This window comes from Escherichia sp. R1 (assembly GCF_003000935.1).
GTDB lineage: Bacteria > Pseudomonadota > Gammaproteobacteria > Enterobacterales > Enterobacteriaceae > Escherichia > Escherichia coli.
This window is the reverse complement of sequence record NZ_PSRU01000019.1, coordinates 54,049-75,843: the sequence shown is the minus strand read 5'-3', so window position 1 is coordinate 75,843 and position 21,795 is coordinate 54,049. Positions and strand designations below refer to the sequence as shown.

General features: G+C 51.4%; 24 protein-coding genes. 21 read left to right on the top strand and 3 right to left on the bottom strand.

From position 1 onward, the window contains the following. The first annotated feature begins 13 nt into the window (after positions 1-13). Positions 14-943, top strand: coding sequence for a flagellar hook-associated protein FlgL (gene flgL / locus C4F37_RS21020; RefSeq protein WP_001538326.1), 930 nt, complete (start codon positions 14-16; stop codon positions 941-943). A gap of 16 nt (positions 944-959) precedes the next feature. Further along, entirely contained in the window at positions 960-1,937 is a 978-nt protein-coding gene (locus C4F37_RS21015) for a hypothetical protein (protein ID WP_001538327.1), read from the top strand. A 58-nt stretch (positions 1,938-1,995) separates the two neighbouring features. On the opposite strand, the gene C4F37_RS21010 is transcribed toward C4F37_RS21015, so the two are convergent. Further along, the gene (locus tag C4F37_RS21010; protein WP_001538329.1) at positions 1,996-2,838 is read right to left on the bottom strand and encodes a transcriptional regulator; all 843 of its coding nucleotides are present in this window, start codon (positions 2,836-2,838) and stop codon (positions 1,996-1,998) included. Between the two features lie 485 nt (positions 2,839-3,323). Between C4F37_RS21010 and lafA the strand changes: the two genes are divergently transcribed. The 15 genes from lafA (at position 3,324) to prfH (ending at position 15,276) form a co-directional block, all read left to right on the top strand. Then, positions 3,324-4,238, top strand: a complete 915-nt coding sequence (gene lafA, locus C4F37_RS21005) for a lateral flagellin LafA (RefSeq protein ID WP_000949083.1) — start codon at positions 3,324-3,326, stop codon at positions 4,236-4,238. Positions 4,239-4,883: 645 nt separating this feature from the next. Further along, complete coding sequence (fliD, locus tag C4F37_RS20995; protein ID WP_001538330.1) at positions 4,884-6,200, top strand: flagellar filament capping protein FliD; 1,317 nt, start codon at positions 4,884-4,886, stop codon at positions 6,198-6,200. A 22-nt stretch (positions 6,201-6,222) separates the two neighbouring features. Next, the gene (gene fliS, locus C4F37_RS20990) at positions 6,223-6,615 is read left to right on the top strand and encodes a flagellar export chaperone FliS (RefSeq protein ID WP_000285321.1); all 393 of its coding nucleotides are present in this window, start codon (positions 6,223-6,225) and stop codon (positions 6,613-6,615) included. 4 nt (positions 6,616-6,619) lie between these two features. Then, a complete protein-coding gene (locus C4F37_RS20985; protein WP_001538331.1) occupies positions 6,620-6,931 on the top strand; it encodes a hypothetical protein in 312 nt (103 codons plus the stop codon). Continuing rightward, positions 6,928-7,989: a flagellar hook-length control protein FliK gene (locus C4F37_RS20980; protein ID WP_001538332.1), complete on the top strand. Its 1,062-nt coding sequence runs from the start codon at positions 6,928-6,930 to the stop codon at positions 7,987-7,989. Before C4F37_RS20985 ends, C4F37_RS20980 begins: the two co-directional genes overlap by 4 nt. Positions 7,990-7,996: 7 nt before the next feature. Next, on the top strand, positions 7,997-8,464 hold the full coding sequence (locus C4F37_RS20975) for a flagellar basal body-associated FliL family protein (RefSeq protein ID WP_000725261.1): 468 nt from the start codon (positions 7,997-7,999) through the stop codon (positions 8,462-8,464). 19 nt (positions 8,465-8,483) lie between these two features. After that, positions 8,484-9,200, top strand: a complete 717-nt coding sequence (locus tag C4F37_RS20970) for a FliA/WhiG family RNA polymerase sigma factor (RefSeq protein ID WP_000938731.1) — start codon at positions 8,484-8,486, stop codon at positions 9,198-9,200. Positions 9,201-9,212: 12 nt separating this feature from the next. After that, positions 9,213-10,076, top strand: coding sequence for a flagellar motor stator protein MotA (gene motA, locus C4F37_RS20965; RefSeq protein ID WP_001169518.1), 864 nt, complete (start codon positions 9,213-9,215; stop codon positions 10,074-10,076). A 2-nt stretch (positions 10,077-10,078) separates the two neighbouring features. Continuing rightward, positions 10,079-11,002: a putative lateral flagellar export/assembly protein LafU gene (lafU, locus tag C4F37_RS20960; protein ID WP_001532973.1), complete on the top strand. Its 924-nt coding sequence runs from the start codon at positions 10,079-10,081 to the stop codon at positions 11,000-11,002. Positions 11,003-11,072: 70 nt separating this feature from the next. Beyond that, the gene (gene dinB, locus C4F37_RS20955; protein WP_001226168.1) at positions 11,073-12,128 is read left to right on the top strand and encodes a DNA polymerase IV; all 1,056 of its coding nucleotides are present in this window, start codon (positions 11,073-11,075) and stop codon (positions 12,126-12,128) included. Between the two features lie 51 nt (positions 12,129-12,179). Next, on the top strand, positions 12,180-12,473 hold the full coding sequence (gene yafN, locus C4F37_RS20950; protein ID WP_000554758.1) for a type I toxin-antitoxin system antitoxin YafN: 294 nt from the start codon (positions 12,180-12,182) through the stop codon (positions 12,471-12,473). A 2-nt stretch (positions 12,474-12,475) separates the two neighbouring features. Next, complete coding sequence (gene yafO, locus C4F37_RS20945) at positions 12,476-12,874, top strand: type II toxin-antitoxin system mRNA interferase toxin YafO (RefSeq protein WP_001263500.1); 399 nt, start codon at positions 12,476-12,478, stop codon at positions 12,872-12,874. Between the two features lie 9 nt (positions 12,875-12,883). Continuing rightward, entirely contained in the window at positions 12,884-13,336 is a 453-nt protein-coding gene (locus C4F37_RS20940; protein WP_001059895.1) for a GNAT family N-acetyltransferase, read from the top strand. 189 nt (positions 13,337-13,525) lie between these two features. Further along, entirely contained in the window at positions 13,526-14,665 is a 1,140-nt protein-coding gene (locus C4F37_RS20935; RefSeq protein WP_000521561.1) for an RNA ligase RtcB family protein, read from the top strand. After that, positions 14,662-15,276, top strand: a complete 615-nt coding sequence (gene prfH / locus C4F37_RS20930; RefSeq protein WP_000602124.1) for a peptide chain release factor H — start codon at positions 14,662-14,664, stop codon at positions 15,274-15,276. The genes C4F37_RS20935 and prfH overlap by 4 nt, the downstream gene beginning before the upstream one ends. Positions 15,277-15,332: 56 nt before the next feature. Here prfH and pepD read toward each other — a convergent pair whose 3' ends face one another. Next, complete coding sequence (pepD, locus tag C4F37_RS20925; RefSeq protein WP_001292999.1) at positions 15,333-16,790, bottom strand: cytosol nonspecific dipeptidase; 1,458 nt, start codon at positions 16,788-16,790, stop codon at positions 15,333-15,335. A gap of 260 nt (positions 16,791-17,050) precedes the next feature. Between pepD and gpt the strand changes: the two genes are divergently transcribed. The 3 genes from gpt (at position 17,051) to crl (ending at position 19,304) form a co-directional block, all read left to right on the top strand. Further along, positions 17,051-17,509, top strand: coding sequence for a xanthine phosphoribosyltransferase (gpt, locus tag C4F37_RS20920; protein ID WP_001291991.1), 459 nt, complete (start codon positions 17,051-17,053; stop codon positions 17,507-17,509). Between the two features lie 91 nt (positions 17,510-17,600). Next, a complete protein-coding gene (gene frsA / locus C4F37_RS20915; protein WP_000189578.1) occupies positions 17,601-18,845 on the top strand; it encodes an esterase FrsA in 1,245 nt (414 codons plus the stop codon). Between the two features lie 57 nt (positions 18,846-18,902). Continuing rightward, the gene (gene crl / locus C4F37_RS20910) at positions 18,903-19,304 is read left to right on the top strand and encodes a sigma factor-binding protein Crl (protein WP_000174703.1); all 402 of its coding nucleotides are present in this window, start codon (positions 18,903-18,905) and stop codon (positions 19,302-19,304) included. A gap of 38 nt (positions 19,305-19,342) precedes the next feature. Here the strand turns inward: crl and phoE are convergent, their stop codons facing one another. Continuing rightward, positions 19,343-20,398 (bottom strand): phosphoporin PhoE, encoded by a 1,056-nt coding sequence (gene phoE / locus C4F37_RS20905; RefSeq protein WP_000749900.1) that lies wholly within the window; start codon positions 20,396-20,398, stop codon positions 19,343-19,345. Positions 20,399-20,686: 288 nt separating this feature from the next. Between phoE and proB the strand changes: the two genes are divergently transcribed. Next, positions 20,687-21,790 carry a glutamate 5-kinase gene (gene proB / locus C4F37_RS20900; RefSeq protein WP_001285288.1) on the top strand — a complete coding sequence of 368 codons (1,104 nt, stop codon included), beginning with the start codon at positions 20,687-20,689 and terminating at the stop codon, positions 21,788-21,790. Positions 21,791-21,795 lie beyond the last annotated feature (5 nt).

Below are 21,795 nucleotides of genomic sequence, written 5' to 3'. Positions count from 1 at the left end.
CGGGAGCGCGAAAATGCGAGTAACCACCCAACAAACCTACGTCTCGATGACGCAAAGTTTTAATAATCTCTCCGGCTCTCTGGCGCATGTGGTCGAGCAGATGGCAACCGGCAAGGAAATTTTGCAGCCGTCGGATGACCCGATCGCCGCCACGCGCATCACCCAGTTAAACCGCCAGCAGTCGGCGATTGAACAGTATCAGAGCAATATCGACTCCGCGTCGGCGGGCTTAAGCCAGCAGGAGTCTATTCTTGATGGCGTCAACAACAGCCTGCTGGCGGTACGCGACGACCTGCTTGAAGCGGCGAATGGCACCAATACCGCCGATTCTCTGGCAAGCCTCGGCCAGGATATTGAGTCGCTCACCGAATCAATGGTCGCGGCGCTGAACTATCAGGATGAAGACGGGCATTACGTCTTTGGCGGCACCATCAACGATCAGCCGCCGATTGTGGCGGTAGACGATGATGGCGATGGCGTCACCGACAGCTATAGCTATCAGGGCAACAGCGACCATCGCCAGACTACGGTGTCGAACGGCGTGGAAGTGGATACCAACGTGGCGGCGAGCGATTTCTTCGACAGTAATTTAGACGTGCTTAACACGCTTAATTCCTTGTCGCAGGAACTGCAAAACCCGGACGTCGATCCGGCAGATCCGCAGGTGCAGAGCGATATTCAGAACGCCGTCGATGTGGTAGACACCGCCTCGGACGACCTCAACGCCTCGATTGCGTCGCTCGGCGAGACACAAAACACCATGTCGATGTTGAGCGATGCACAGACCGATATCTCGACATCTAATGATGAATTGATTGGTTCATTGCAGGATCTCGATTACGGCCCAGCGTCGATCACCTTTACCGGACTGGAAGTGGCAATGGAAGCTACCCTCAAGACTTACTCGAAAGTGAGTGAGTTGAATTTGTTCAGCGTTCTCTAACTCTTTCAGGAACAGTATGCAGGTCGGACTTACATCTTCATCACTCGCCACCGGCGGCGCACTTAGCGCTGCGGTATCGTCGTCAACCGTTGCGCCCACTCAGGCGGTGCGGCAAAAACTCCCGGCGACGGCGAGTGAATATCCGGCCTCGCCGCTGATTACCACTCGCCCGCAGCGTTACAGCGTACAGCTTAACGACCAGCTCACCACGTTGCAGCAGGCGGATCACTATCTCGGGCAACTGGAACAGCAGTTGCTCGATTATCGTCATAGCCAGCGTAAGGGCGGGCAGGCACAGAGTACGGCGCTGATGCAGATGCTGGACAAACGCGCCGCGCTTTCCGGCGGCGCGGTGGACCGCCAGTTACAACCAGTGTTGCAGGGCGAAGCGCGGGTGACCTTCCACTCGCTGGATCTGGCGAATCTGGTACACAATCCCACGCCGGGAACGCGCATGTTCAGTGTCACTGACGGGCGGCAGACCCAGCTTTCGGCGGTGATGCTGTATGAGGATGACAGCGCCGCGCAGTATCAGACGCGGCTGACCAACGCTCTGCGCCGCGTGGGTGTGCAACTGCATCAGCAAGCGGATGGCATCAGCTTCTCCACCACCGAAAAACAGTGGCCAGACATCGAGCGCACCTTAAGCGTGCGCACCGATGGCGATAAGTCGGCGTTTATGCCGCTGAAAACCTTTGCTGAACCGTCACAGGCGGACCGCTTAGCGCAAAGCCTGCAACAAGGCGGGGCGGGAATTTCTCAAATGCTAGAAAACATTAATCAGCAGCGCGCGCAAATGGCGGTGCAGCAGGAAAAGGCGCGGCAGTTGATCGACGGCATGTCCCGCTTCCCGCAAACGGAAAGCGCCGTGCAGGCGTCGGAAAATCTCGGCGGCGTGCTGGATAGCGCCAATCATAACTATCAGGTTTTATTGCAGGCGGTGAACGGTCAGGCGCGAATTTCCAGCCAGACGGTGAGGAATTTATTGGGGTAATTATCGGTTGGCCGGATAAGACGCGTTTAGCGTCGCATCCGGCATATATTGGCACTTGTCAGCATTTCTGCACAGTATTTAACAACTTCTCTAAATTCTGATACATCGCGCTATTAATATCGCTGTTCTGCCAACCTTCCACATTAAAGGTTAATTGCCAGCTGCCGTTGCACTGGTTACGCAGAACAATATCGCTTTCCAGTCGGTTACGAACATATTTATAATAGGTTGTCATTGTCATATTATGCGCTGACAATAAATTATCGAGTTTGTCTTTTCCTGGTGCGAGGATTTGTGACAGTAACGGTACGGAATTATTTTCCTTTCCAGAACTAAGATGAAATATTTTTATTCTTGGACTGTTAATTGACTCTTTTACCAGTTGCGGGGCGTCAGGTGTACTTTTCAAGTGTGAATACCCCACGGTTGAGCCAACCAATATAACAGCCGCGGCCAACGCCAGCCCCATCAGTCCTTTATGTTTTTTTCTAACAGGTACAGGCGGTGTTGTCGAAGATATCTCTTCTGGCGTTGTTTTCTGTATCTGGTCGGTAATAATCTGCGCTTCTGCAGGCGATGACTCCGGAAAAGACACATACTCTTTATTGCACAGGTACCCTTTCTTCGGAATTGTTTTAATAATGTTCTGTTGTTTGCCATCATCATCGATAGCAACGCGCAACGCATGGATCGCCGTCGGCAGGCTGTTACCGCCGACAATACGGTTCTTCCATACTTCGGCACATAAATAAGATCGCGATAAAACCACATCGGCATTTTTTGCTAATGTTTCCAGCAAAATAAAATGGTATTCGCCGAGACGACGTGTTTCACCCGTTTCGCAATGTATTAAGGCATTAAGCGACGGGTCCATCCGCCAGTTGTTGATAATAATACTCATAGTTGAGTTTACCTTAGCAAGGGATAAATGTTTCCTGATAGTGCTTTGCATAAAGCACAGTCTTATACGTCCCTGAGAAGATGATTTTTCTGCGTGATAATTAATATTTTATGGTAATAGGATTATTCTTAATCACTATATGGCGTGGAAATGTAACGAAATGACAGGACAGGTACAATAGCCAAATGGGTACTATTTGCAACGCAATGTAAATTTTGGCATCAGTACATTGATGAGAAAACGCGTTAATTGAGGACAATCTTAACTATATCAAGCATTTGTTAAAGACATATTTTGATACCTGGCCATGTGGCAGATATTGCTAATAATCTTTTTATCTGAATTTAAACTCTGCTTTTTTTAGCTAAAAGTGGCATCAGATAAACCGCAGTGAAATTTTTTTAACGGCGGTTTTAAGTTTGCTCCCGAGGTGTCGTTTTTACAGGGTATCGAAACGAAAACGATTAATCCCAAGGAGCAGTATCATGTTATCTATTAACACCAATAACGCCTCAATGGCCGCCGTTAATGCAATCAGCAAAAGCAGCTCTTCTCTGTCTACTTCTATGGAACGCCTGGCGACAGGTAACCGGATTAACTCTTCTGCCGATGACGCCGCAGGCAAACAAATTGCTAACCGTCTGACGGCACAGTCCAGCGGTATGGGCGTGGCGCTGAGCAACATCAATGATGCCACCGCGATGCTGCAAACCGCCGACAGCATGTTTGACGAAATGTCTGACGTGCTGGGTCGTATGAAAGACCTGTCAACTCAGGCAGCGAACGGCACCTACAGCGACGATGACCTGCAGGCGATGCAGGACGAATACGACGAACTGGGCCAGCAGATGTCTGACATGCTGCAAAACACTACTTACGGCGGCACCAACCTGTTCGGTGTTTCCGGCACCAGCAACACCGGTACTGACGGTCTGTTCCAGAGCGCAGTAACTTTCCAGGTGGGCGCGGAATCTTCCGACACCATGACCGTGAATATTTCAAGCCAACTGAACACGCTGGTGACTGACCTTTCTGCTATCAGCAACTCCTTTAGTGCGGATCAGGCAGACACCACTGGCACCGCAGGCGTTTCTGGCGGTACTGAACTGACTGCGTCTGGCTCGGCTAACCAGATGATCACCAGCATTTCTACCGCGATGGATGACGTTTCGCAGATCCAGTCCAAACTGGGTGCGTCTATCAACCGTCTGAATGATACCGCCAACAACCTGACCAGCATGCAGGACAATACCGAAGTGGCTATCGGCAACATCATGGATACCGATTACGCGACGGAAGCGTCCAATATGACCAAACAACAGGTGCTGATGCAGACCGGTATCACCATGCTGAAACAGTCCAACAGCATGTCCAGCATGGTTTCCAGCCTGCTGCAGTAAGTTCGGGCCGACAAACGGGCACAAGCATAAAAATATGTGCGGACTCGTAGGCCTGATAAGACGCGTCAGCGTCGCATCAGGCGTTGTGCACCGATTGCCGGATGCGGCGTGAACGCCTTATCCGGCCTACAAACGGGCACACGCATAAAAACAGGCATGGACCCGTAGGCCTGATAAGACGCGTCAGCGTTGCATCAGGCACTGTGCACCGATAGCCGGATGCGGCGTAAACGCCTTATCCGGCCTACAAATGGGCACACGCATAAAAACAGGCGTGGACCCGTAGGCCTGATAAGACGCGTCAGCGTCGCATCAGGCGTTGTGCACCGATTGCCGGATGCGGCGTGAACGCCTTATCCGGCCTACAAATGGGCACACGCATAAAAACAGGCGCGGACCCGTAGGCCTGATAAGACGCGTCAGCGTTGCATCAGGCACTGTGCACCGATAGCCGGATGCGGCGTAAACGCCTTATCCGGCCACGAACAACACCGCCTGCGGGCGGTGTTGTGCTTTCTGCGGCAGGCTTTTTTCCGCCAGACCGGAAACGTCATTTCCGCCTGTTTTTCAATCTATTGATTATTCACATAAAAAATATTGGCACGCCTTTTGCCAATAACCTGACATTGTTATCCGGAGTCATCAATGATCAACCCAAGAACCATTGCGCAAGAAATCGCGTATGCGGATGTTGCCACCCAGGCGGCAAACTTGCAGGAAAAGCAAACGGAGCTGGATGCTGAAAGCAGCGGCCTGGACTCGCTCAGCTCGGCGTTGAGCGATTTCCAGAGCGCCGTTGACGCGCTGAACAGCGATACCGACGGCCCGGTGACTTTTGCCGCCAGCAGCAATAATGACTCGGCGACCGTTTCCGCCAATTCCCAGGCGCAGGCGGGAAGCTACTCGTTTTTCGTTGAGCAACTGGCGCAGGGGCAGCAAACCACGTTCAGTATGGGCGACGACGCCTTTTCCGCTACCGGTACTTTTGAACTGACGATGGGCGACAGCACTATGGATATCGATCTGTCGGCGGCGGATCAGAACGGTGACGGCGACGGTTTTATCGACGCCAGCGAACTGGTGAATGCGATTAACGACTCCGATGACAATCCGGGCGTGTCGGCGGCACTGGTAAAAACCGACGGCACCACCACGATTATGCTCACCTCCGATAGCACCGGGGCGCAGGGCGCGTTTTCGGTGAGCGTAACGGGGCATGATGCCAGCAACGATAGCACCAGTGCGCCCGTTGCCACGGATGTTTCCTCCGCTCAGGACGCGATTATTCATCTCGGTAGCGCCAGCGGACCGGCTATCACCAACAGCAGCAACACGTTTGATGATGTGATCCCCGGCGTCACCATGACTTTTACCGAAGTCAGCGATTCTGACAGCGATCTCACCACTTTTAACATCAGCGAAGATTCCAGCGCCAGCCAGGAGAAAGTACAGACTTTTGTCGATGCCTATAACACCTTGATTGATACGGTTGATTCGCTAACCACTCACGGTGATGACAGCAGTAGCGCCGGGGTCTTTGCGGGGGATGCTGGACTCAGCTCACTGGCAAACCAGCTCGATGATATCGCCCATGCCAGCTACAACGGCGTGTCGATTGTTGACTATGGCATCACCCTCGATTCCCACGGCCACTTACAGATTGACTCCGACCAGTTCAGCGACGAAATGGCGAAAAATCCTGACGGTCTGACATCTATTTTCGTTGGCGACAACAGCATGGTGGCGCAGATGGACGACCTGATTAATACCTACACGGACTCCAGCAACGGCATCATCACCCTGCGCCAGCAGAACATTGATGATCAGATGAGCAAAATTCAGGACGAAGGCGATCAGCTTACCGATACCTATAACGCTAACTACGACCGTTATCTTGAGGAGTACACCAATACGTTGGTTGAGGTGTACACCATGAAAGCCAGTATGGCGGCATTCGCGTAATTCAGAAGGAATATCCTTAAAGATGTACCAAGTACAGGACGGTTATTCGCAATACAAAGAGATCGATCTCGCGGCGCGTACCGCTGCGGCATCGCCTCTTGAACTGGTGCTGGTGCTGTTTTCTGGCCTGATGGACGAGCTGGAACGCGCCAGAAGCCACATTGAAGGGCGGCGTTTCGAGAAGAAAGCCCAGAGCATCAATAAATGCATCGACATTCTCAATGCGCTCACCAGTTCGCTGGAGTTTGAAACCGGTGGCGAGCTGGTGGTGAATCTTTCTCGCCTCTATGACCACTGCGTGTATCGCTTGTATGAAGCCAGTGGCGAACTGTCGGCAGAGAAAATCGATGAAGTGATGCTGATTTTAAGCAATCTGCGCGAAGGCTGGGAAGGGCTTTCGGGCAAGCTGGGTTAACGCAATGGAAGATAAATGCAGACAACTTTTCGCGCTGGTTGAGGCGATGAACGAAGCCCTCGACAAGCAACGCTGGCGACGCCTTCCGGCCCTGCATCAGCAGGTGATGCGCCAGTTTCACGATTATGCGACGGCGGAAACCGATGCGACGCAGTTGTGTGCGGTGAAGGCGCAACTGTGTGCCGCGTTTAACGCCCTGATTAAACGACGCGAGCAGCGTGCAGAAGTGTTGAAGGCGCGTATGGAACAGCATCAGCGCCATCAGGAAGGCGTGCTGGCCTACTCAATTGTTAATTTACTTTCGGAGAAGTCATGAATCCGGCATTGCTTGCCACGCTCGGAACACTTGCGGAAACCGCGTCGTTGAAAGCGGATATTTTACCGCCGGTGAGCGGTGAAAACGCGCCCGCGTTTACCCTGCCGAAAATGGCGGTGGCGGCGGTGGCGGAGCGCGTTCATAGCGCTAAAACCAGTCAGCATCAGGCGACGCGCCCGCAGGAGAACGATCCGGTGGCGATGCAGGCGCTAATGGCGCTGTTACTTCCGCAACCTGCCGCGCCGCATCAGGACACGCCGGAGCCGCGAAACGTCGCAACATCGCCGGTTATCCAGCAATTGACGAAAGCGGTGGTGCAAAACGCGCCGCAACGCCCGACGCAGCAGCAGGAACTCACGCCGTTGCCGCCGCAGTTGCAGGAGCTGATCGGTCAGTTGCCGCAGGCGAAACCCGAACAGCAGGCCAGACTGGCGACTTACGCCAGTGAAGATTTACATGCCATTGCGCCGACGCAGCCGCGCGTCTCAACACCGCCAGCTCGCCCGAAACCTGAACTAACCCGTGTGACCGCGCGCCCGCAGGTCGAGCGTAAAACGGAAAAAGTGCCGGACAGCGAACCGGTTATTGCGCGTGCGGTGTTGCAGGTTAAGACGCCAGAGTTGGTCAGCGATCATCAGGAGATTGTCGCCAAACCAGCCACGCTTTCGATGGACGAACTGGGCGAAAAACTGACGACGCTGTTGAAAGATCAGATCCACTTTCAGCTCAACAAACAACAGCAGATCTCCACCATTCGTCTCGATCCCCCGTCGCTTGGCAAGCTTGAGATCGCCGTCCAACTCGACAACGGCAAACTGATGGTGCACATCGGCGCGAACCAAAGTGAAGTCTGCCGCGCGTTGCAGCAGTTTAGCGACGATCTCCGCCAGCATCTGACGGCGCAAAATTTTATGGAGGTGAACGTACAGGTTTCCTCCGAAGGGCAGTCGCAGCAGCAACAACAGTCGGGCCATCAGCAGGAAGAGGTGAGTGCCGCCTTACAGCTTGATGATGCGCCTCAATTTCAACAGAACGAATCCGTTTTGATCAAAGTGTAAAGGCAATATGAAGAAAATCGTGGTGGCGGGCGTGGTCAGCGCCGTTCTGGCGTTGGTGGTGGGGGCCGGAGCTGGATGGGGTGTCTGGCATCATTATGCCGGAAAAGGAAAACCGACTGCCGTTGCGCGGACGGAAGCGGTGGAAACCCTGGATGAAAGCAAAAGCGTGTTTGTGACGCTGCCGGAAACCATTGTCACGCTGCATGACAACAACGGCGCGGATCATTATTTGTCGGCGGAATTAGTGATGGTGGTTGCCAGTGACAAAGAGGCGGAAAAAATAAAGCATCAGGAACCGCTGTATCAAAGTATTGCGGTTGAATGCCTGACGGAAATGAAATTTGAAGATTTGCGTGGCATGAAAATATCCGCCATCCGCAAACTGATTTCTGACGCATTAAAGAAAGATCTTCAGCGTCGCAAAATGACCGCACCGTATAAGGATTTGCTGGTGAAAAAAGTGGTCTTCCAGTAATCACCAGGCGGATATAAACATGCTACAGGATGTATTCGAGTCAGAAGAATTTGCTGCCACGCTGGTATTAACTCCGCAGCAGGAGAGCCACTACTTGCAGGCCTATTTACCGTTGGTGCGTAAAGTGGTGCGGCAACTTGCCCCGCAGTGTAATTGCATTATTGACCGTCAGGATATGGAACAAACGGCGTTAATGGGGCTGTTGAACGCCATTCGTCGCTATGGGCTGCCGGACGAAGGTTTTGCGGGCTATGCCGTGCACCGTATTCGCGGTGCGATCCTGGATGAGCTGCGCGCTCTCGACTGGCGACCGCGCCAGCTGCGACAGAAATATCATCAGATGAAAGACCTGATTCGCGAAACGCGTAAAAAACTGGGGCACGAACCGGAGTGGCAGGAGCTGGCTGAGGAAGGGATCTCGCATGAAGATTATCTCGAATATCAGCAACTGGAAGGGGCGGAAACGCTCGCCAGCCTGGACGAACTGCTGAACGGCGAAGGGCCAGGCATTCCGCTTGCTGGCCGGGAACTGGAAGATCAGTTTGTCACCCAGCAAATGTTGCAACACGCGCTTTCACAATTAAGCGAAAAAGAGCAACTGATCCTCTCCATGTATTACCAGCATGAGATGAATCTCAAAGAGATTGCGCTGGTATTAGGGCTAACCGAGGCCCGAATTTGTCAACTGAATAAACAGATCGCGCAGAAAATTCGTGATTTTGTCTATCCGAATTAAAGTGAAGAAATCATGCAAAAAATATTAGGTTTACTGGTGGTGCTCGGCTGCGTATTTGGCGGTTATTTTGAAGCGGGCGGGCAATTAGTGGCTATCTGGCAACCGGCGGAAATGATCATTATTTTGGGTGCTGGTTTCGGGGCGATGATTATTGGGAATCCGAAACATGTGCTGAAAGAGATTGCCCATCAAATTAAAGGCGTGATCAGTAAAAAACAGCTCGGGCCGGAGTTTCAGCGTCAGCTATTAATGTGCCTGTATGAGTTGCTCGAAATGGTGCAAAACGGCGGTCTGCGGATGTTGGATCAGCATATTGAGCAGCCGGAAGAGAGCACCATTTTCCAGAAATACCCGCTGGTGTTAACCCAGAAGCGGCTGGTGACCTTTATTGCTGATAACTTTCGCCTGATGGCGATGGGTAAAATCGACGCCCATGAGCTGGAAGGCATTCTCGATCAGGAACTGGACACCGCGGAAGAGTCCCTGTTAACGCCGTCGCGCTCGCTGCAACGTACTGCCGAAGCGATGCCGGGATTTGGTATTTGTGCAGCAGTGCTCGGCATCATCATCACCATGCAGTCGATTGACGGCTCTATCGCCCTGATTGGCCTGAAAGTGGCGGCAGCGCTGGTGGGAACGTTTTTAGGCGTCTTTATCTGCTACTGCCTGATGGACCCGCTCGCCAACGCCATGGAACAGCAGGCGCGGGCGGAACATTCGCTGCTGGAGTGTGTGCGTACCGTGCTGGTGGCCCAGGCGGGCGGCAAACCGACGCTGTTGGCGGTGGACGCCGGGCGTAAGTTGCTGCATCTGGCGTCCAAACCGACGTTCGCCAACCTCGACGCGTGGGTGAATGCGATGCTGGAGCAAGAATAAGCATGAGAAAGACGGGCAACCGCCGCGAGCGTGGGGCAAAAACCACCATCGTCCGGCGGCAGATCAAAAAGAATCATGCCGGGCACCACGGCGGGGCGTGGAAGGTGGCGTTCGCCGACTTTACTTTGGCAATGATGGCGCTGTTTATGACGCTGTGGATTGTCAACAGCGTCAGTAAATCCGAGCGTGAAAGCATTATCGCCGCGCTGCACGGGCAGTCGATTTTTAACGGTGGTGGGTTGTCGCCGTTAAATAAAATCAGCCCGTCTCATCTGCCAAAACCTGCCACCGTGGCGGTGCCGGAAGAGACGGAGAAAAAAGCGCGCGACGTCAACGAGAAAACGGCGCTGTTGAAGAAGAAATCCGCCACCGAGCTTGGCGAGCTGGCGACCAGTATCAATACCATCGCCCGTGATGCGCATATGGAAGCGAATCTGGAGATGGAGATTGTTCCCCAGGGATTACGCGTGCTGATTAAAGACGACCAGAACCGCAATATGTTTGAACGCGGCAGCGCGAAGATTATGCCGTTCTTTAAAACTTTGCTGGTGGAGCTTGCGCCAGTGTTCGACTCGCTCGATAACAAAATTATTATTACCGGGCATACCGATGCGATGGCCTACAAAAACAATATCTACAACAACTGGAACCTTTCGGGCGATCGCGCGCTTTCGGCTCGTCGGGTGCTGGAAGAGGCCGGAATGCCGGAAAATAAAGTGATGCAGGTAAGCGCAATGGCGGACCAGATGCTGCTGGATGCCAAAAATCCGCAAAGCGCGGGCAACCGGCGCATTGAGATTATGGTGCTGACCAAAAGTGCGTCCGATACGCTGTATCAATACTTTGGTCAGCATGGGGATAAAGTGGTGCAGCCGCTGGTGCAAAAGCTGGATAAGCAGCAGGTGCTTTCGCAGCGAGCGCGTTAAATGCTGAATCTTTACGCATTTCTCAAACCCTGAAATCACTGTATACTTTACCAGTGTTGAGAGGTGAGCAATGCGTAAAATCATTCATGTGGATATGGACTGCTTTTTCGCAGCGGTGGAGATGCGCGACAATCCCGCCCTGCGCGATATCCCTATTGCTATTGGCGGCAGCCGCGAACGACGGGGGGTAATCAGCACCGCCAATTATCCCGCGCGTAAATTTGGCGTACGTAGCGCTATGCCGACAGGGATGGCGCTCAAATTATGCCCGCATCTCACCTTGCTTCCAGGGCGCTTTGACGCCTACAAAGAAGCCTCAAATCATATCCGCGAAATTTTCTCGCGCTATACCTCGCGCATTGAACCGTTATCACTGGATGAAGCCTATCTCGATGTCACCGATAGCGTCCATTGCCACGGTTCTGCGACCCTCATCGCCCAGGAAATCCGCCAGACGATCTTCAACGAGCTGCAACTGACGGCGTCTGCGGGCGTTGCGCCGGTCAAGTTTCTCGCCAAAATCGCCTCCGACATGAATAAACCCAACGGTCAGTTTGTGATTACTCCGGCTGAGGTTCCGGCATTTCTGCAAACCTTACCGCTGGCAAAAATTCCCGGCGTCGGCAAAGTCTCAGCGGCTAAACTGGAAGCGATGGGGCTACGAACCTGCGGTGATGTGCAAAAGTGTGATCTGGTGACTCTGCTCAAACGTTTTGGCAAATTTGGCCGCATTTTGTGGGAGCGTAGTCAGGGCATTGACGAGCGCGACGTTAACAGCGAAAGGTTGCGAAAATCCGTCGGTGTAGAACGTACGATGGCGGAAGATATTCATCACTGGTCTGAATGTGAAGCGATCATCGAGCGGCTTTACCCTGAACTGGAGCGTCGTTTGGCAAAGGTAAAACCTGATTTGCTGATTGCCCGCCAGGGGGTGAAATTAAAGTTCGACGATTTTCAGCAAACCACCCAGGAACACGTCTGGCCGCGGCTGAATAAATCTGATCTAATCGCCACCGCGCGTAAAACCTGGGATGAACGCCGCGGCGGGCGCGGTGTGCGACTGGTGGGGCTGCATGTGACGTTGCTTGACCCGCAAATGGAAAGACAACTGGTGCTGGGATTATGATGTATACTATTTTGTATATTCTGGTGTGCATTATTATGAGGAGATCACTGTATGCATCGAATTCTCGCTGAAAAATCGGTCAATATCACTGAGTTACGTAAAAACCCAGCTAAATACTTTATTGATCAACCTGTTGCGGTTCTTTCTAATAATCGCCCCGCAGGATATCTCTTAAGTGCCAGCGCATTTGAAGCATTAATGGACATGCTTGCAGAACAAGAGGAGAAAAAGCCCATAAAGGCGCGCTTCCGTCCGAGTGCTGCAAGATTAGAGGAAATTACACGCCGCGCTGAACAATATCTTAATGATATGACGGATGATGATTTCAATGACTTTAAGGAATAAGGATGCGGGTATTCAAAACAAAACTTATTCGCCTGCAACTTACAGCAGAGGAACTTGAAGCGTTAACGGCGGATTTTATTTCCTATAAGCGTGACGGTGTTTTGCCAGATATATTTGGTCGTGATGCACTCTACGACGACTCGTTTACCTGGCCATTAATCAAATTTGAGCGAGTTGCTCATATTCATCTGGCAAATGTGAATAATCCATTTCCGCCACAGTTGCGCCAATTCAGCAGAACGAATGACGCAGCGCATTTGGTATATTGTCAGGGCGCGTTTGATGAGCAAGCATGGTTGCTCATTGCCATTCTGAAACCTGAACCTCATAAACTGGCTCGAGATAACAACCAAATGCATAAAATTGGGAAAATGGCAGAAGCGTTTCGCATGCGTTTTTGAATTTATATTATGAATAACATACAAATAAGAAACTATCAGCCTGGTGATTTTCAGCAACTATGCGCTATTTTCCTTCGAGCTGTTACGATGACGGCGAGTCAGCACTATTCTCCACAGCAAATTGCCGCCTGGGCGCAGATTGACGAATCTCGCTGGAAGGAGAAACTCGCGAAATCACAAGTGCGGGTTGCAGTTATTAATGCACAACCGGTTGGTTTTATTACCTGCATTGGACATTATATCGATATGTTATTTGTTGAACCGGAATACACCCGACGCGGGGTTGCCAGCGCTTTGTTAAAACCATTGATTAAGTCTGAATCCGAACTTACGGTGGACGCCAGCATAACCGCAAAACCCTTTTTTGAACGTTATGGTTTTCAGACAGTTAAGCAGCAGCGCGTTGAATGCCGGGGAACGTGGTTTACTAATTTTTATATGCGATATAAACCGCAACATTAAATCCAGCTTGCAATGAAAATAACGCCCGTCTAGTATGTGCGCGTTTTCTTATTCCACAAACTGCAAGGAGGTAAATCATGACAAATCCTTTATCAATGACTCTTTGCAGACCTTTCCAGGATTAATTCTTTTTTCTTGCCCTGGATTCGTCTGCCATTTCCTGATTTTTATTCATAAATGGAATGGTACATGGGCAAATATATTCGTCCCTTATCCGATGCGGTATTTACCATCGCATCTGATGACCTGTGGATCGAGAGTTTAGCGATCCAACAATTACACACCACGGCAAATTTACCCAACATGCAGCGCGTTGTGGGGATGCCAGATTTACATCCCGGACGCGGCTACCCGATTGGCGCAGCGTTCTTCTCTGTTGGTCGTTTTTACCCGGCACTGGTCGGCAATGATATCGGCTGCGGCATGGCGCTATGGCAAACAGATATTCTCGCTCGCAAATACAACGCCGATAAGTTTGAAAAGCGATTATCAGATCTGGATGACGTTGCTGAAGAAAGCTGGCTGGAGGAAAACCTGCCGTCAGCATTTGCACAGCATCCGTGGCGCAACTCGCTTGGCTCCATCGGTGGCGGTAACCACTTCGCAGAACTGCAACAGATTGATCAAATTATCGACGCGGAACTGTTTGCACTGGCTGGTCTGGATGCGCAGCATCTGCAACTGCTGGTTCATAGCGGCTCGAGGGGATTGGGGCAGTCTATTTTACAGCGGCATATTGCCTCGTTTTCGCATCATGGTTTGCCTGAAGGCAGTGACGACGCGCTACGGTATATTGCGGAACATGACGATGCGCTGGCGTTTGCGCGTATTAATCGCCAGCTGATCGCTTTGCGCATAATGCAACAAGTTAAGGCCACCGGAAGTCCGGTTCTGGATGTGGCGCATAACTTTGTTAGCGCGTGCCAAATCGGCGATCAACAGGGCTGGTTGCATCGTAAAGGCGCCACGCCGGATGACAACGGTCTGGTGATTATTCCCGGTTCACGCGGCGATTACTCCTGGCTGGTTAAACCTGTTGCGAACGAAAAAACGCTCCACTCGCTGGCGCATGGGGCGGGGCGTAAATGGGGGCGCACCGAGTGTAAAGGGCGTCTGGCAGCGAAATACACGGCGACGCAACTCTCGCGGACTGAACTTGGCAGTCGGGTAATTTGTCGCGATAAACAACTCATCTTTGAAGAAGCGCCACAAGCCTATAAATCGGCTGAAAGCGTGGTGCAATGTCTGGTGCTGGCTGGGTTAATTATTCCTGTCGCGCGACTGCGCCCGGTGCTGACGCTCAAAAACAGTGGAGGGAAAAAAGGATGATCTTGCTACAACTCTCCTCTGCTCAGGGGCCGGAAGAATGTTGTCTCGCAGTGAAAAAAGCACTGGACAGGCTGATTAAAGAAGCTACCCGACAGGACGTCGCGGTAACGGTGCTGGAAACAGAAACGGGTCGCTACTCTGACACACTGCGTTCGGCGCTGATTTCTCTGGATGGCGATAACGCATGGGCTTTAAGCGAAAGCTGGTGCGGCACTATTCAGTGGATTTGTCCGAGTCCGTATCGGCCTCATCATGGGCGCAAAAACTGGTTTCTGGGCATTGGGCGTTTTACCGCTGATGAGCAGGAACAATCGGATGCAATCCGTTATGAGACGCTGCGTTCGTCAGGGCCGGGCGGTCAACATGTCAATAAAACCGACTCGGCGGTACGCGCCACGCATCTGTCATCCGGTATTAGCGTGAAGGTTCAGTCAGAGCGCAGTCAGCATGCTAACAAACGGCTGGCGCGATTACTGATTGCCTGGAAGCTGGAACAACAGCAACAGGAAAATAGCGCGGCGCTGAAATCGCAGCGGCGAATGTTCCATCACCAGATTGAACGTGGCAACCCGCGACGAACGTTCACAGGGATGGCTTTTATCGAAGGATAATGAAGGATGAAACTGCCGGAAGGCGATTAAACGCCATCCGGCAGCAAATCAAATAATTACTTCGCCGGAATTTCTTTCAGCAGTTCAGTCAGCAGTGTCCAGTAATGGCCAACGCTTTCGATATGAACTTGCTCATCCGGAGAGTGTGGACCGGTGATGGTTGGCCCGATAGACACCATGTCCATTTCCGGATACGGTTTTTTGAACAGACCACATTCCAGGCCCGCGTGGATAATCTGGATGTTCGGCGTTTTGTTGAACAGACGCTGATAGGTTTCACGTACCAGATGCATTACCGGAGAGTTAGCGTCCGGCTGCCAGCCAGGATATGCGCCTTTTGCTTCTGTTTTCGCACCTGCCAGTTTACCCAGTGAATCCAGCATGCTCACTACGTAGTCTTTACCGCTGTCGATCAGAGAACGGATCAGGCAGTGAATTTCTACGTTATTGTCGGTCATGGTCACCACACCGACGTTCAGGGAGGTTTCGACCACACCTTTTGCCACGTCGGAGTTGCGGATCACACCGTTCGGGGTGGCGTTCAGCAGACGAATAAAGGTATCGCGAGATTTCGCAATCAGGGCAGCTTTATCGTTCGCAACAGAGTCCAGCAGCAATGCCAGATTTTTCTCTTTCTCTGCCAGTTCGTTTTTCAGGATCTCCTGATAGGTATCCACCAGAGATTTCAGGGCGTCGACTTTATCAGCTGCGACAGCAATGGTCGCAAAGGCTTCACGCGGGATGGCGTTACGCAGTGTGCCGCCGTTGAAATCAATAAGACGCAGGTCCAGTTCTTCTGCATGACCCGCCAGGAAGCGCACCAACAGTTTGTTGGCATTACCCAGGCCAACGTGGATTTCACCGCCGGAGTGACCGCCTTTCAGACCTTTTAAGGTTAACTTGAAGGTTTCAAAACCAGCTGGAACCGCTTCACGATCTAAATGCAGGTTGGAGGTGAAGTCGATACCTCCCGCACAACCCATGTAGATTTCACCTTCTTCTTCGGAGTCGGTGTTAATCAGAATATCAGCCTGCAACCAGTTGCTCTGTAAGCCAAAAGCACCGTCCATACCGGCTTCTTCGGTCATGGTCAGCAGCACTTCCAGCGGGCCGTGAACCACGTTTTCGTCAGCCAGAACCGCCAGTGCAGAGGCCATACCAATGCCGTTATCCGCACCCAGCGTGGTGCCGCGTGCTTTAACCCATTCGCCATCAATATAAGGCTGGATAGGATCTTTAGTGAAGTCATGCACGGTGTCGTTGTTTTTTTGCGGCACCATATCGAGGTGGGCCTGCAAGACGACCGGTTTACGATTTTCCATACCTGCGGTAGCAGGTTTACGAATCAGGATATTACCTACCTGATCGCGTTCGACATGGAAACCTTTCTCTTTTGCCCAACCAACAATGTATTCAGCGAGTTGCTCTTCATGATAGGACGGGTGAGGAATAGAACAGATTTTGGCAAAAATATCCCACAGCGGCTGTGGAGATAATTGAGACAGTTCAGACACGTTAAGTCTCCTTGTCGATCACCCGCAAAACAGTATTGCAGGTCACAGGGTTAGCAGAAAATGTTGTCAACACAAGACAGGCTTGCGAGATATGTTTGAGAATACCACTTTATCCCGCGTCAGGGAGAGGCAGTGCGTAAAAAGACGCGGACTCATGTGAAATACTGGTTTTTAGTGCGCCAGATCTCTATAATCTCGCGCAACCTATTTTCCCCTCGAACACTTTTTAAGCCGTAGATAAACAGGCTGGGACACTTCACATGAGCGAAAAATACATCGTCACCTGGGACATGTTGCAGATCCATGCACGTAAACTCGCAAGCCGACTGATGCCTTCTGAACAATGGAAAGGCATTATTGCCGTAAGCCGTGGCGGTCTGGTACCGGGTGCGTTACTGGCGCGTGAACTGGGTATTCGTCATGTCGATACCGTTTGTATTTCCAGCTACGATCACGACAACCAGCGCGAGCTTAAAGTGCTGAAACGCGCAGAAGGCGATGGCGAAGGCTTCATCGTTATTGATGACCTGGTAGATACCGGTGGTACTGCGGTTGCGATTCGTGAAATGTATCCAAAAGCGCACTTTGTCACCATCTTCGCAAAACCGGCCGGTCGTCCGCTGGTTGATGATTATGTTGTTGATATCCCGCAAAATACCTGGATCGAACAGCCGTGGGATATGGGCGTCGTATTCGTCCCGCCAATCTCCGGTCGCTAATCTTTTCAACGCCTGGCACTGCCGGGCGTTGTTCTTTTTAACTTCAGGCGGGTTACAATAGTTTCCAGTAAGTATTCTGGAGGCTGCATCCATGACACAGGCAAACCTGAGCGAAACCCTGTTCAAACCCCGCTTTAAACATCCTGAAACCTCGACGCTAGTCCGCCGCTTTAGTCACGGCGCACAACCGCCTGTGCAGTCGGCCCTTGATGGTAAAACCATCCCTCACTGGTATCGCATGATTAACCGTCTGATGTGGATCTGGCGCGGCATTGACCCCCGTGAAATCCTCGATGTCCAGGCGCGTATTGTGATGAGCGATGCCGAACGTACCGACGATGATTTATACGATACGGTGATTGGCTACCGCGGCGGCAACTGGATTTATGAGTGGGCTACCCAGGCGATGGTGTGGCAACAAAAAGCCTGTGCGGAAGAAGATCCGCAACTCAGCGGTCGACACTGGCTGCATGCGGCTACGTTGTACAACATTGCTGCCTATCCTCATCTGAAAGGAGATGACCTGGCCGAGCAAGCGCAGGCTTTGTCAAACCGCGCCTATGAAGAGGCCGCTCAGCGTCTGCCGGGCACGATGCGACAGATGGAGTTTACCGTACCCGGCGGTGCGCCCATCACCGGCTTTTTGCATATGCCGAAAGGCGATGGCCCGTTCCCGACAGTATTAATGTGTGGTGGTCTGGATGCGATGCAGACGGACTATTACAGCCTGTATGAACGTTATTTTGCGCCGCGCGGCATTGCTATGCTGACTATTGATATGCCGTCGGTGGGCTTTTCTTCAAAATGGAAGCTCACCCAGGACTCCAGCCTGTTGCATCAGCACGTTTTAAAGGCGCTGCCTAACGTACCGTGGGTGGATCACACTCGCGTCGCGGCCTTTGGTTTCCGTTTCGGCGCTAACGTTGCCGTGCGTCTGGCATACCTTGAATCGCCGCGTCTGAAAGTGGTTGCCTGTCTTGGTCCGGTAGTTCATACCCTGTTGAGTGATTTTAAGTGCCAGCAACAGGTGCCGGAAATGTATCTTGACGTTCTGGCCAGTCGTTTAGGGATGCATGATGCTTCCGATGAAGCGTTGCGAGTGGAGTTGAATCGCTATTCATTAAAAGTGCAAGGATTGCTGGGACGTCGCTGCCCAACGCCAATGTTATCAGGCTACTGGAAGAACGATCCGTTCAGCCCGGAAGAGGACTCACGCTTAATCACGTCGTCATCTGCTGACGGTAAATTATTAGAGATCCCATTTAACCCGGTGTATCGGAATTTTGACAAAGGCCTTCAGGAAATCACAGACTGGATCGAAAAACGTTTGTGTTAAAAATTTGCTAAATTTTACCAATTTGGTAAAACAGTTGCATCACAACAGGAGATTGCAATGACGTTACCGAGTGGACACCCGAAGAGCAGATTAGTCAAAAAATTTACCGCACTAGGCCCGTATATTCGTGAAGGTAAGTGCGAAGATAATCGATTCTTTTTCGATTGTCTGGCTGTATGCGTCAACGTGAAACCGGCACCGGAAGTGCGTGAGTTCTGGGGCTGGTGGATGGAACTGGAAGCGCAGGAATCCCGTTTTACCTACAGTTACCAGTTTGGTCTGTTCGATAAAGCAGGCGACTGGACGAGTGTTCAGATAAAAGATGCCGAAGTGGTTGAACGACTGGAGCACACCCTGCGTGAATTTCACGAGAAGCTGCGTGAGCTGCTGGCGACGCTGAATCTGAAGCTGGAACCGGCAGATGATTTTCGTGATGAACCGGTGAAGTTAACGGCGTGAATGAAATGTGCCGGATGCATCACATCCGGCAATATTCATTAAAACTGATACGTCATCCCAACCGCGACAATATCATCATTATTAATATTTAATTTGTTATCGCTTTCCAGTTGGTTGATTTTATAATCAACAAACGCTGACATATTTTTGTTGAAATAATACGTAGCACCAACATCGACATAATTGACCAGATCTTCATCACCGATGCCCTCAATATCTTTCCCTTTCGATAAGACATAACCCAGCGATGGACGCAGACCAAAGTCAAACTGGTATTGAGCGACCGCTTCAAAGTTCTGCGTCTTATTGGCAAAGCCGCCAGAGATTGGCGTCATTTTACGTGTTTCAGAATAGAAAGTTGCCAGATAAATATTATTGGCATCGTATTTCAGACCTGTTGCCCATGCTTCTGCACGCTTGCCTGTGCCACGGCTTTGCAGGTTCTGCTCGTTGGTACGATCAGAGTTGGTATAGGCTCCACTGATGGCGAAATCGCTGCCACCAAAGTCATATGTCAATGACGTGCCGAAGCCATCGCCGTTTTGCTTTTTAACGTCGCGGTTTTCGTTTTTCCCTTGATATTGCAGGGTTAAGTTCAGGCCATCGATAACGCCGAAGAAGTCGGTGTTCCGATACGTCGCCAGACCGCTGGCGCGTTTGGTCATAAAGTTGTCGGTCTGCGCCGAGGAGTCGCCACCAAATTCCGGGAACATATCGGTCCAGGCTTCCACGTCATACAACGCGCCCAGGTTACGACCATAATCGAAAGAACCCAAATCTTTATATTTCAACCCGGCAAAAGCGAGACGCGTTTTTTGCTGTGCAGTATCACTCTCCGCTTTATTACCGGCAAACTCAGCTTCCCAACGACCATAACCAGTCAGTTGATCGTTAATTTGTGTTTCGCCTTTAAAACCAAAACGGATATAACTCTGGTCGCCATCTTTACTGTCATTATCACTCATATAATGCATGGCTTTAACTTTGCCATAGACATCCAGTTTATTACCGTCTTTGTTATATATTTCTGCGGCCTGTACGGATACAGATGCCACAATGCCCATCACCACTAATGCCAGAGTGCTCTTTTTCATTTTCATTCCTGATTTTAATTAACGCGCGAATATTCAGCGGGAGAGTCCCGTTGAAAACAGGAAAGTTTTTAACCTGAGATTGTTAAAGATATATTACAGATTAATAATATTCTTAAAATGTGGTAATTTATTAAATCTGTAATAAAAGCGTAAACAACTGCCGCTACACTTGCTGATCCCGCGCAACAAAACGCCATGCTTTGCTCGCAGATGGTTGGCAACCGACGACAGTCCTGCTAAAACGTTCGTTTGATATCATTTTTTCCTAAAATTGAATGGCAGAGAATCATGAGTGACAGCCAGACGCTGGTGGTAAAACTCGGCACCAGTGTGCTAACAGGCGGATCGCGCCGCCTGAACCGTGCCCATATCGTTGAACTTGTTCGCCAGTGCGCGCAGTTACATGCCGCCGGGCATCGGATTGTTATTGTGACGTCGGGTGCGATTGCCGCCGGACGTGAGCACCTGGGGTACCCGGAATTGCCAGCGACTATCGCTTCAAAACAGCTGCTGGCGGCGGTAGGGCAGAGTCGACTGATTCAACTGTGGGAACAGCTGTTTTCAATTTACGGCATTCATGTCGGGCAGATGTTGCTGACCCGTGCTGATATGGAAGATCGTGAACGCTTCCTGAACGCCCGTGATACCCTGCGTGCGTTGCTCGATAACAATATCGTTCCGGTAATTAATGAGAACGATGCTGTCGCTACTGCAGAGATTAAGGTCGGTGATAACGATAACCTTTCTGCGCTGGCGGCGATTCTGGCGGGTGCCGATAAACTGTTGCTGCTGACCGATCAAAAAGGTTTGTATACCGCTGACCCGCGCAGCAATCCGCAGGCAGAACTGATTAAAGATGTGTACGGCATTGATGACGCACTGCGCGCGATTGCCGGTGATAGCGTTTCAGGCCTCGGAACTGGCGGCATGAGTACCAAATTGCAGGCCGCTGACGTGGCTTGCCGTGCGGGTATCGACACCATTATTGCCGCGGGCAGCAAGCCGGGCGTTATTGGTGATGTGATGGAAGGCATTTCCGTCGGTACGCTGTTCCATGCCCAGGCGACTCCGCTTGAAAACCGTAAACGCTGGATTTTCGGTGCGCCGCCTGCGGGTGAAATCACGGTAGATGAAGGGGCAACTGCCGCCATTCTGGAACGCGGCAGCTCCCTGTTGCCGAAAGGCATTAAAAGCGTGACTGGCAATTTCTCGCGTGGTGAAGTCATCCGTATTTGCAACCTCGAAGGTCGCGATATCGCCCACGGCGTCAGTCGTTACAACAGCGATGCATTACGCCGTATTGCCGGACACCACTCGCAAGAAATTGATGCAATACTGGGATATGAATACGGCCCGGTTGCCGTTCACCGTGATGACATGATTACCCGTTAAGGAGC

What these genes read in the sequence shown, in the direction of transcription:
- flgL (WP_001538326.1), top strand. Translation starts at nt 14, where the DNA reads ATGCGAGTAACCACCCAACAAACCTACGTCTCGATGACGCAAAGTTTT.
- C4F37_RS21015 (WP_001538327.1), top strand. Translation starts at nt 960, where the DNA reads ATGCAGGTCGGACTTACATCTTCATCACTCGCCACCGGCGGCGCACTT.
- C4F37_RS21010 (WP_001538329.1), bottom strand. Translation starts at nt 2,838, where the DNA reads ATGAGTATTATTATCAACAACTGGCGGATGGACCCGTCGCTTAATGCC.
- lafA (WP_000949083.1), top strand. Translation starts at nt 3,324, where the DNA reads ATGTTATCTATTAACACCAATAACGCCTCAATGGCCGCCGTTAATGCA.
- fliD (WP_001538330.1), top strand. Translation starts at nt 4,884, where the DNA reads ATGATCAACCCAAGAACCATTGCGCAAGAAATCGCGTATGCGGATGTT.
- fliS (WP_000285321.1), top strand. Translation starts at nt 6,223, where the DNA reads ATGTACCAAGTACAGGACGGTTATTCGCAATACAAAGAGATCGATCTC.
- C4F37_RS20985 (WP_001538331.1), top strand. Translation starts at nt 6,620, where the DNA reads ATGGAAGATAAATGCAGACAACTTTTCGCGCTGGTTGAGGCGATGAAC.
- C4F37_RS20980 (WP_001538332.1), top strand. Translation starts at nt 6,928, where the DNA reads ATGAATCCGGCATTGCTTGCCACGCTCGGAACACTTGCGGAAACCGCG.
- C4F37_RS20975 (WP_000725261.1), top strand. Translation starts at nt 7,997, where the DNA reads ATGAAGAAAATCGTGGTGGCGGGCGTGGTCAGCGCCGTTCTGGCGTTG.
- C4F37_RS20970 (WP_000938731.1), top strand. Translation starts at nt 8,484, where the DNA reads ATGCTACAGGATGTATTCGAGTCAGAAGAATTTGCTGCCACGCTGGTA.
- motA (WP_001169518.1), top strand. Translation starts at nt 9,213, where the DNA reads ATGCAAAAAATATTAGGTTTACTGGTGGTGCTCGGCTGCGTATTTGGC.
- lafU (WP_001532973.1), top strand. Translation starts at nt 10,079, where the DNA reads ATGAGAAAGACGGGCAACCGCCGCGAGCGTGGGGCAAAAACCACCATC.
- dinB (WP_001226168.1), top strand. Translation starts at nt 11,073, where the DNA reads ATGCGTAAAATCATTCATGTGGATATGGACTGCTTTTTCGCAGCGGTG.
- yafN (WP_000554758.1), top strand. Translation starts at nt 12,180, where the DNA reads ATGCATCGAATTCTCGCTGAAAAATCGGTCAATATCACTGAGTTACGT.
- yafO (WP_001263500.1), top strand. Translation starts at nt 12,476, where the DNA reads ATGCGGGTATTCAAAACAAAACTTATTCGCCTGCAACTTACAGCAGAG.
- C4F37_RS20940 (WP_001059895.1), top strand. Translation starts at nt 12,884, where the DNA reads ATGAATAACATACAAATAAGAAACTATCAGCCTGGTGATTTTCAGCAA.
- C4F37_RS20935 (WP_000521561.1), top strand. Translation starts at nt 13,526, where the DNA reads ATGGGCAAATATATTCGTCCCTTATCCGATGCGGTATTTACCATCGCA.
- prfH (WP_000602124.1), top strand. Translation starts at nt 14,662, where the DNA reads ATGATCTTGCTACAACTCTCCTCTGCTCAGGGGCCGGAAGAATGTTGT.
- gpt (WP_001291991.1), top strand. Translation starts at nt 17,051, where the DNA reads ATGAGCGAAAAATACATCGTCACCTGGGACATGTTGCAGATCCATGCA.
- frsA (WP_000189578.1), top strand. Translation starts at nt 17,601, where the DNA reads ATGACACAGGCAAACCTGAGCGAAACCCTGTTCAAACCCCGCTTTAAA.
- crl (WP_000174703.1), top strand. Translation starts at nt 18,903, where the DNA reads ATGACGTTACCGAGTGGACACCCGAAGAGCAGATTAGTCAAAAAATTT.
- phoE (WP_000749900.1), bottom strand. Translation starts at nt 20,398, where the DNA reads ATGAAAAAGAGCACTCTGGCATTAGTGGTGATGGGCATTGTGGCATCT.
- proB (WP_001285288.1), top strand. Translation starts at nt 20,687, where the DNA reads ATGAGTGACAGCCAGACGCTGGTGGTAAAACTCGGCACCAGTGTGCTA.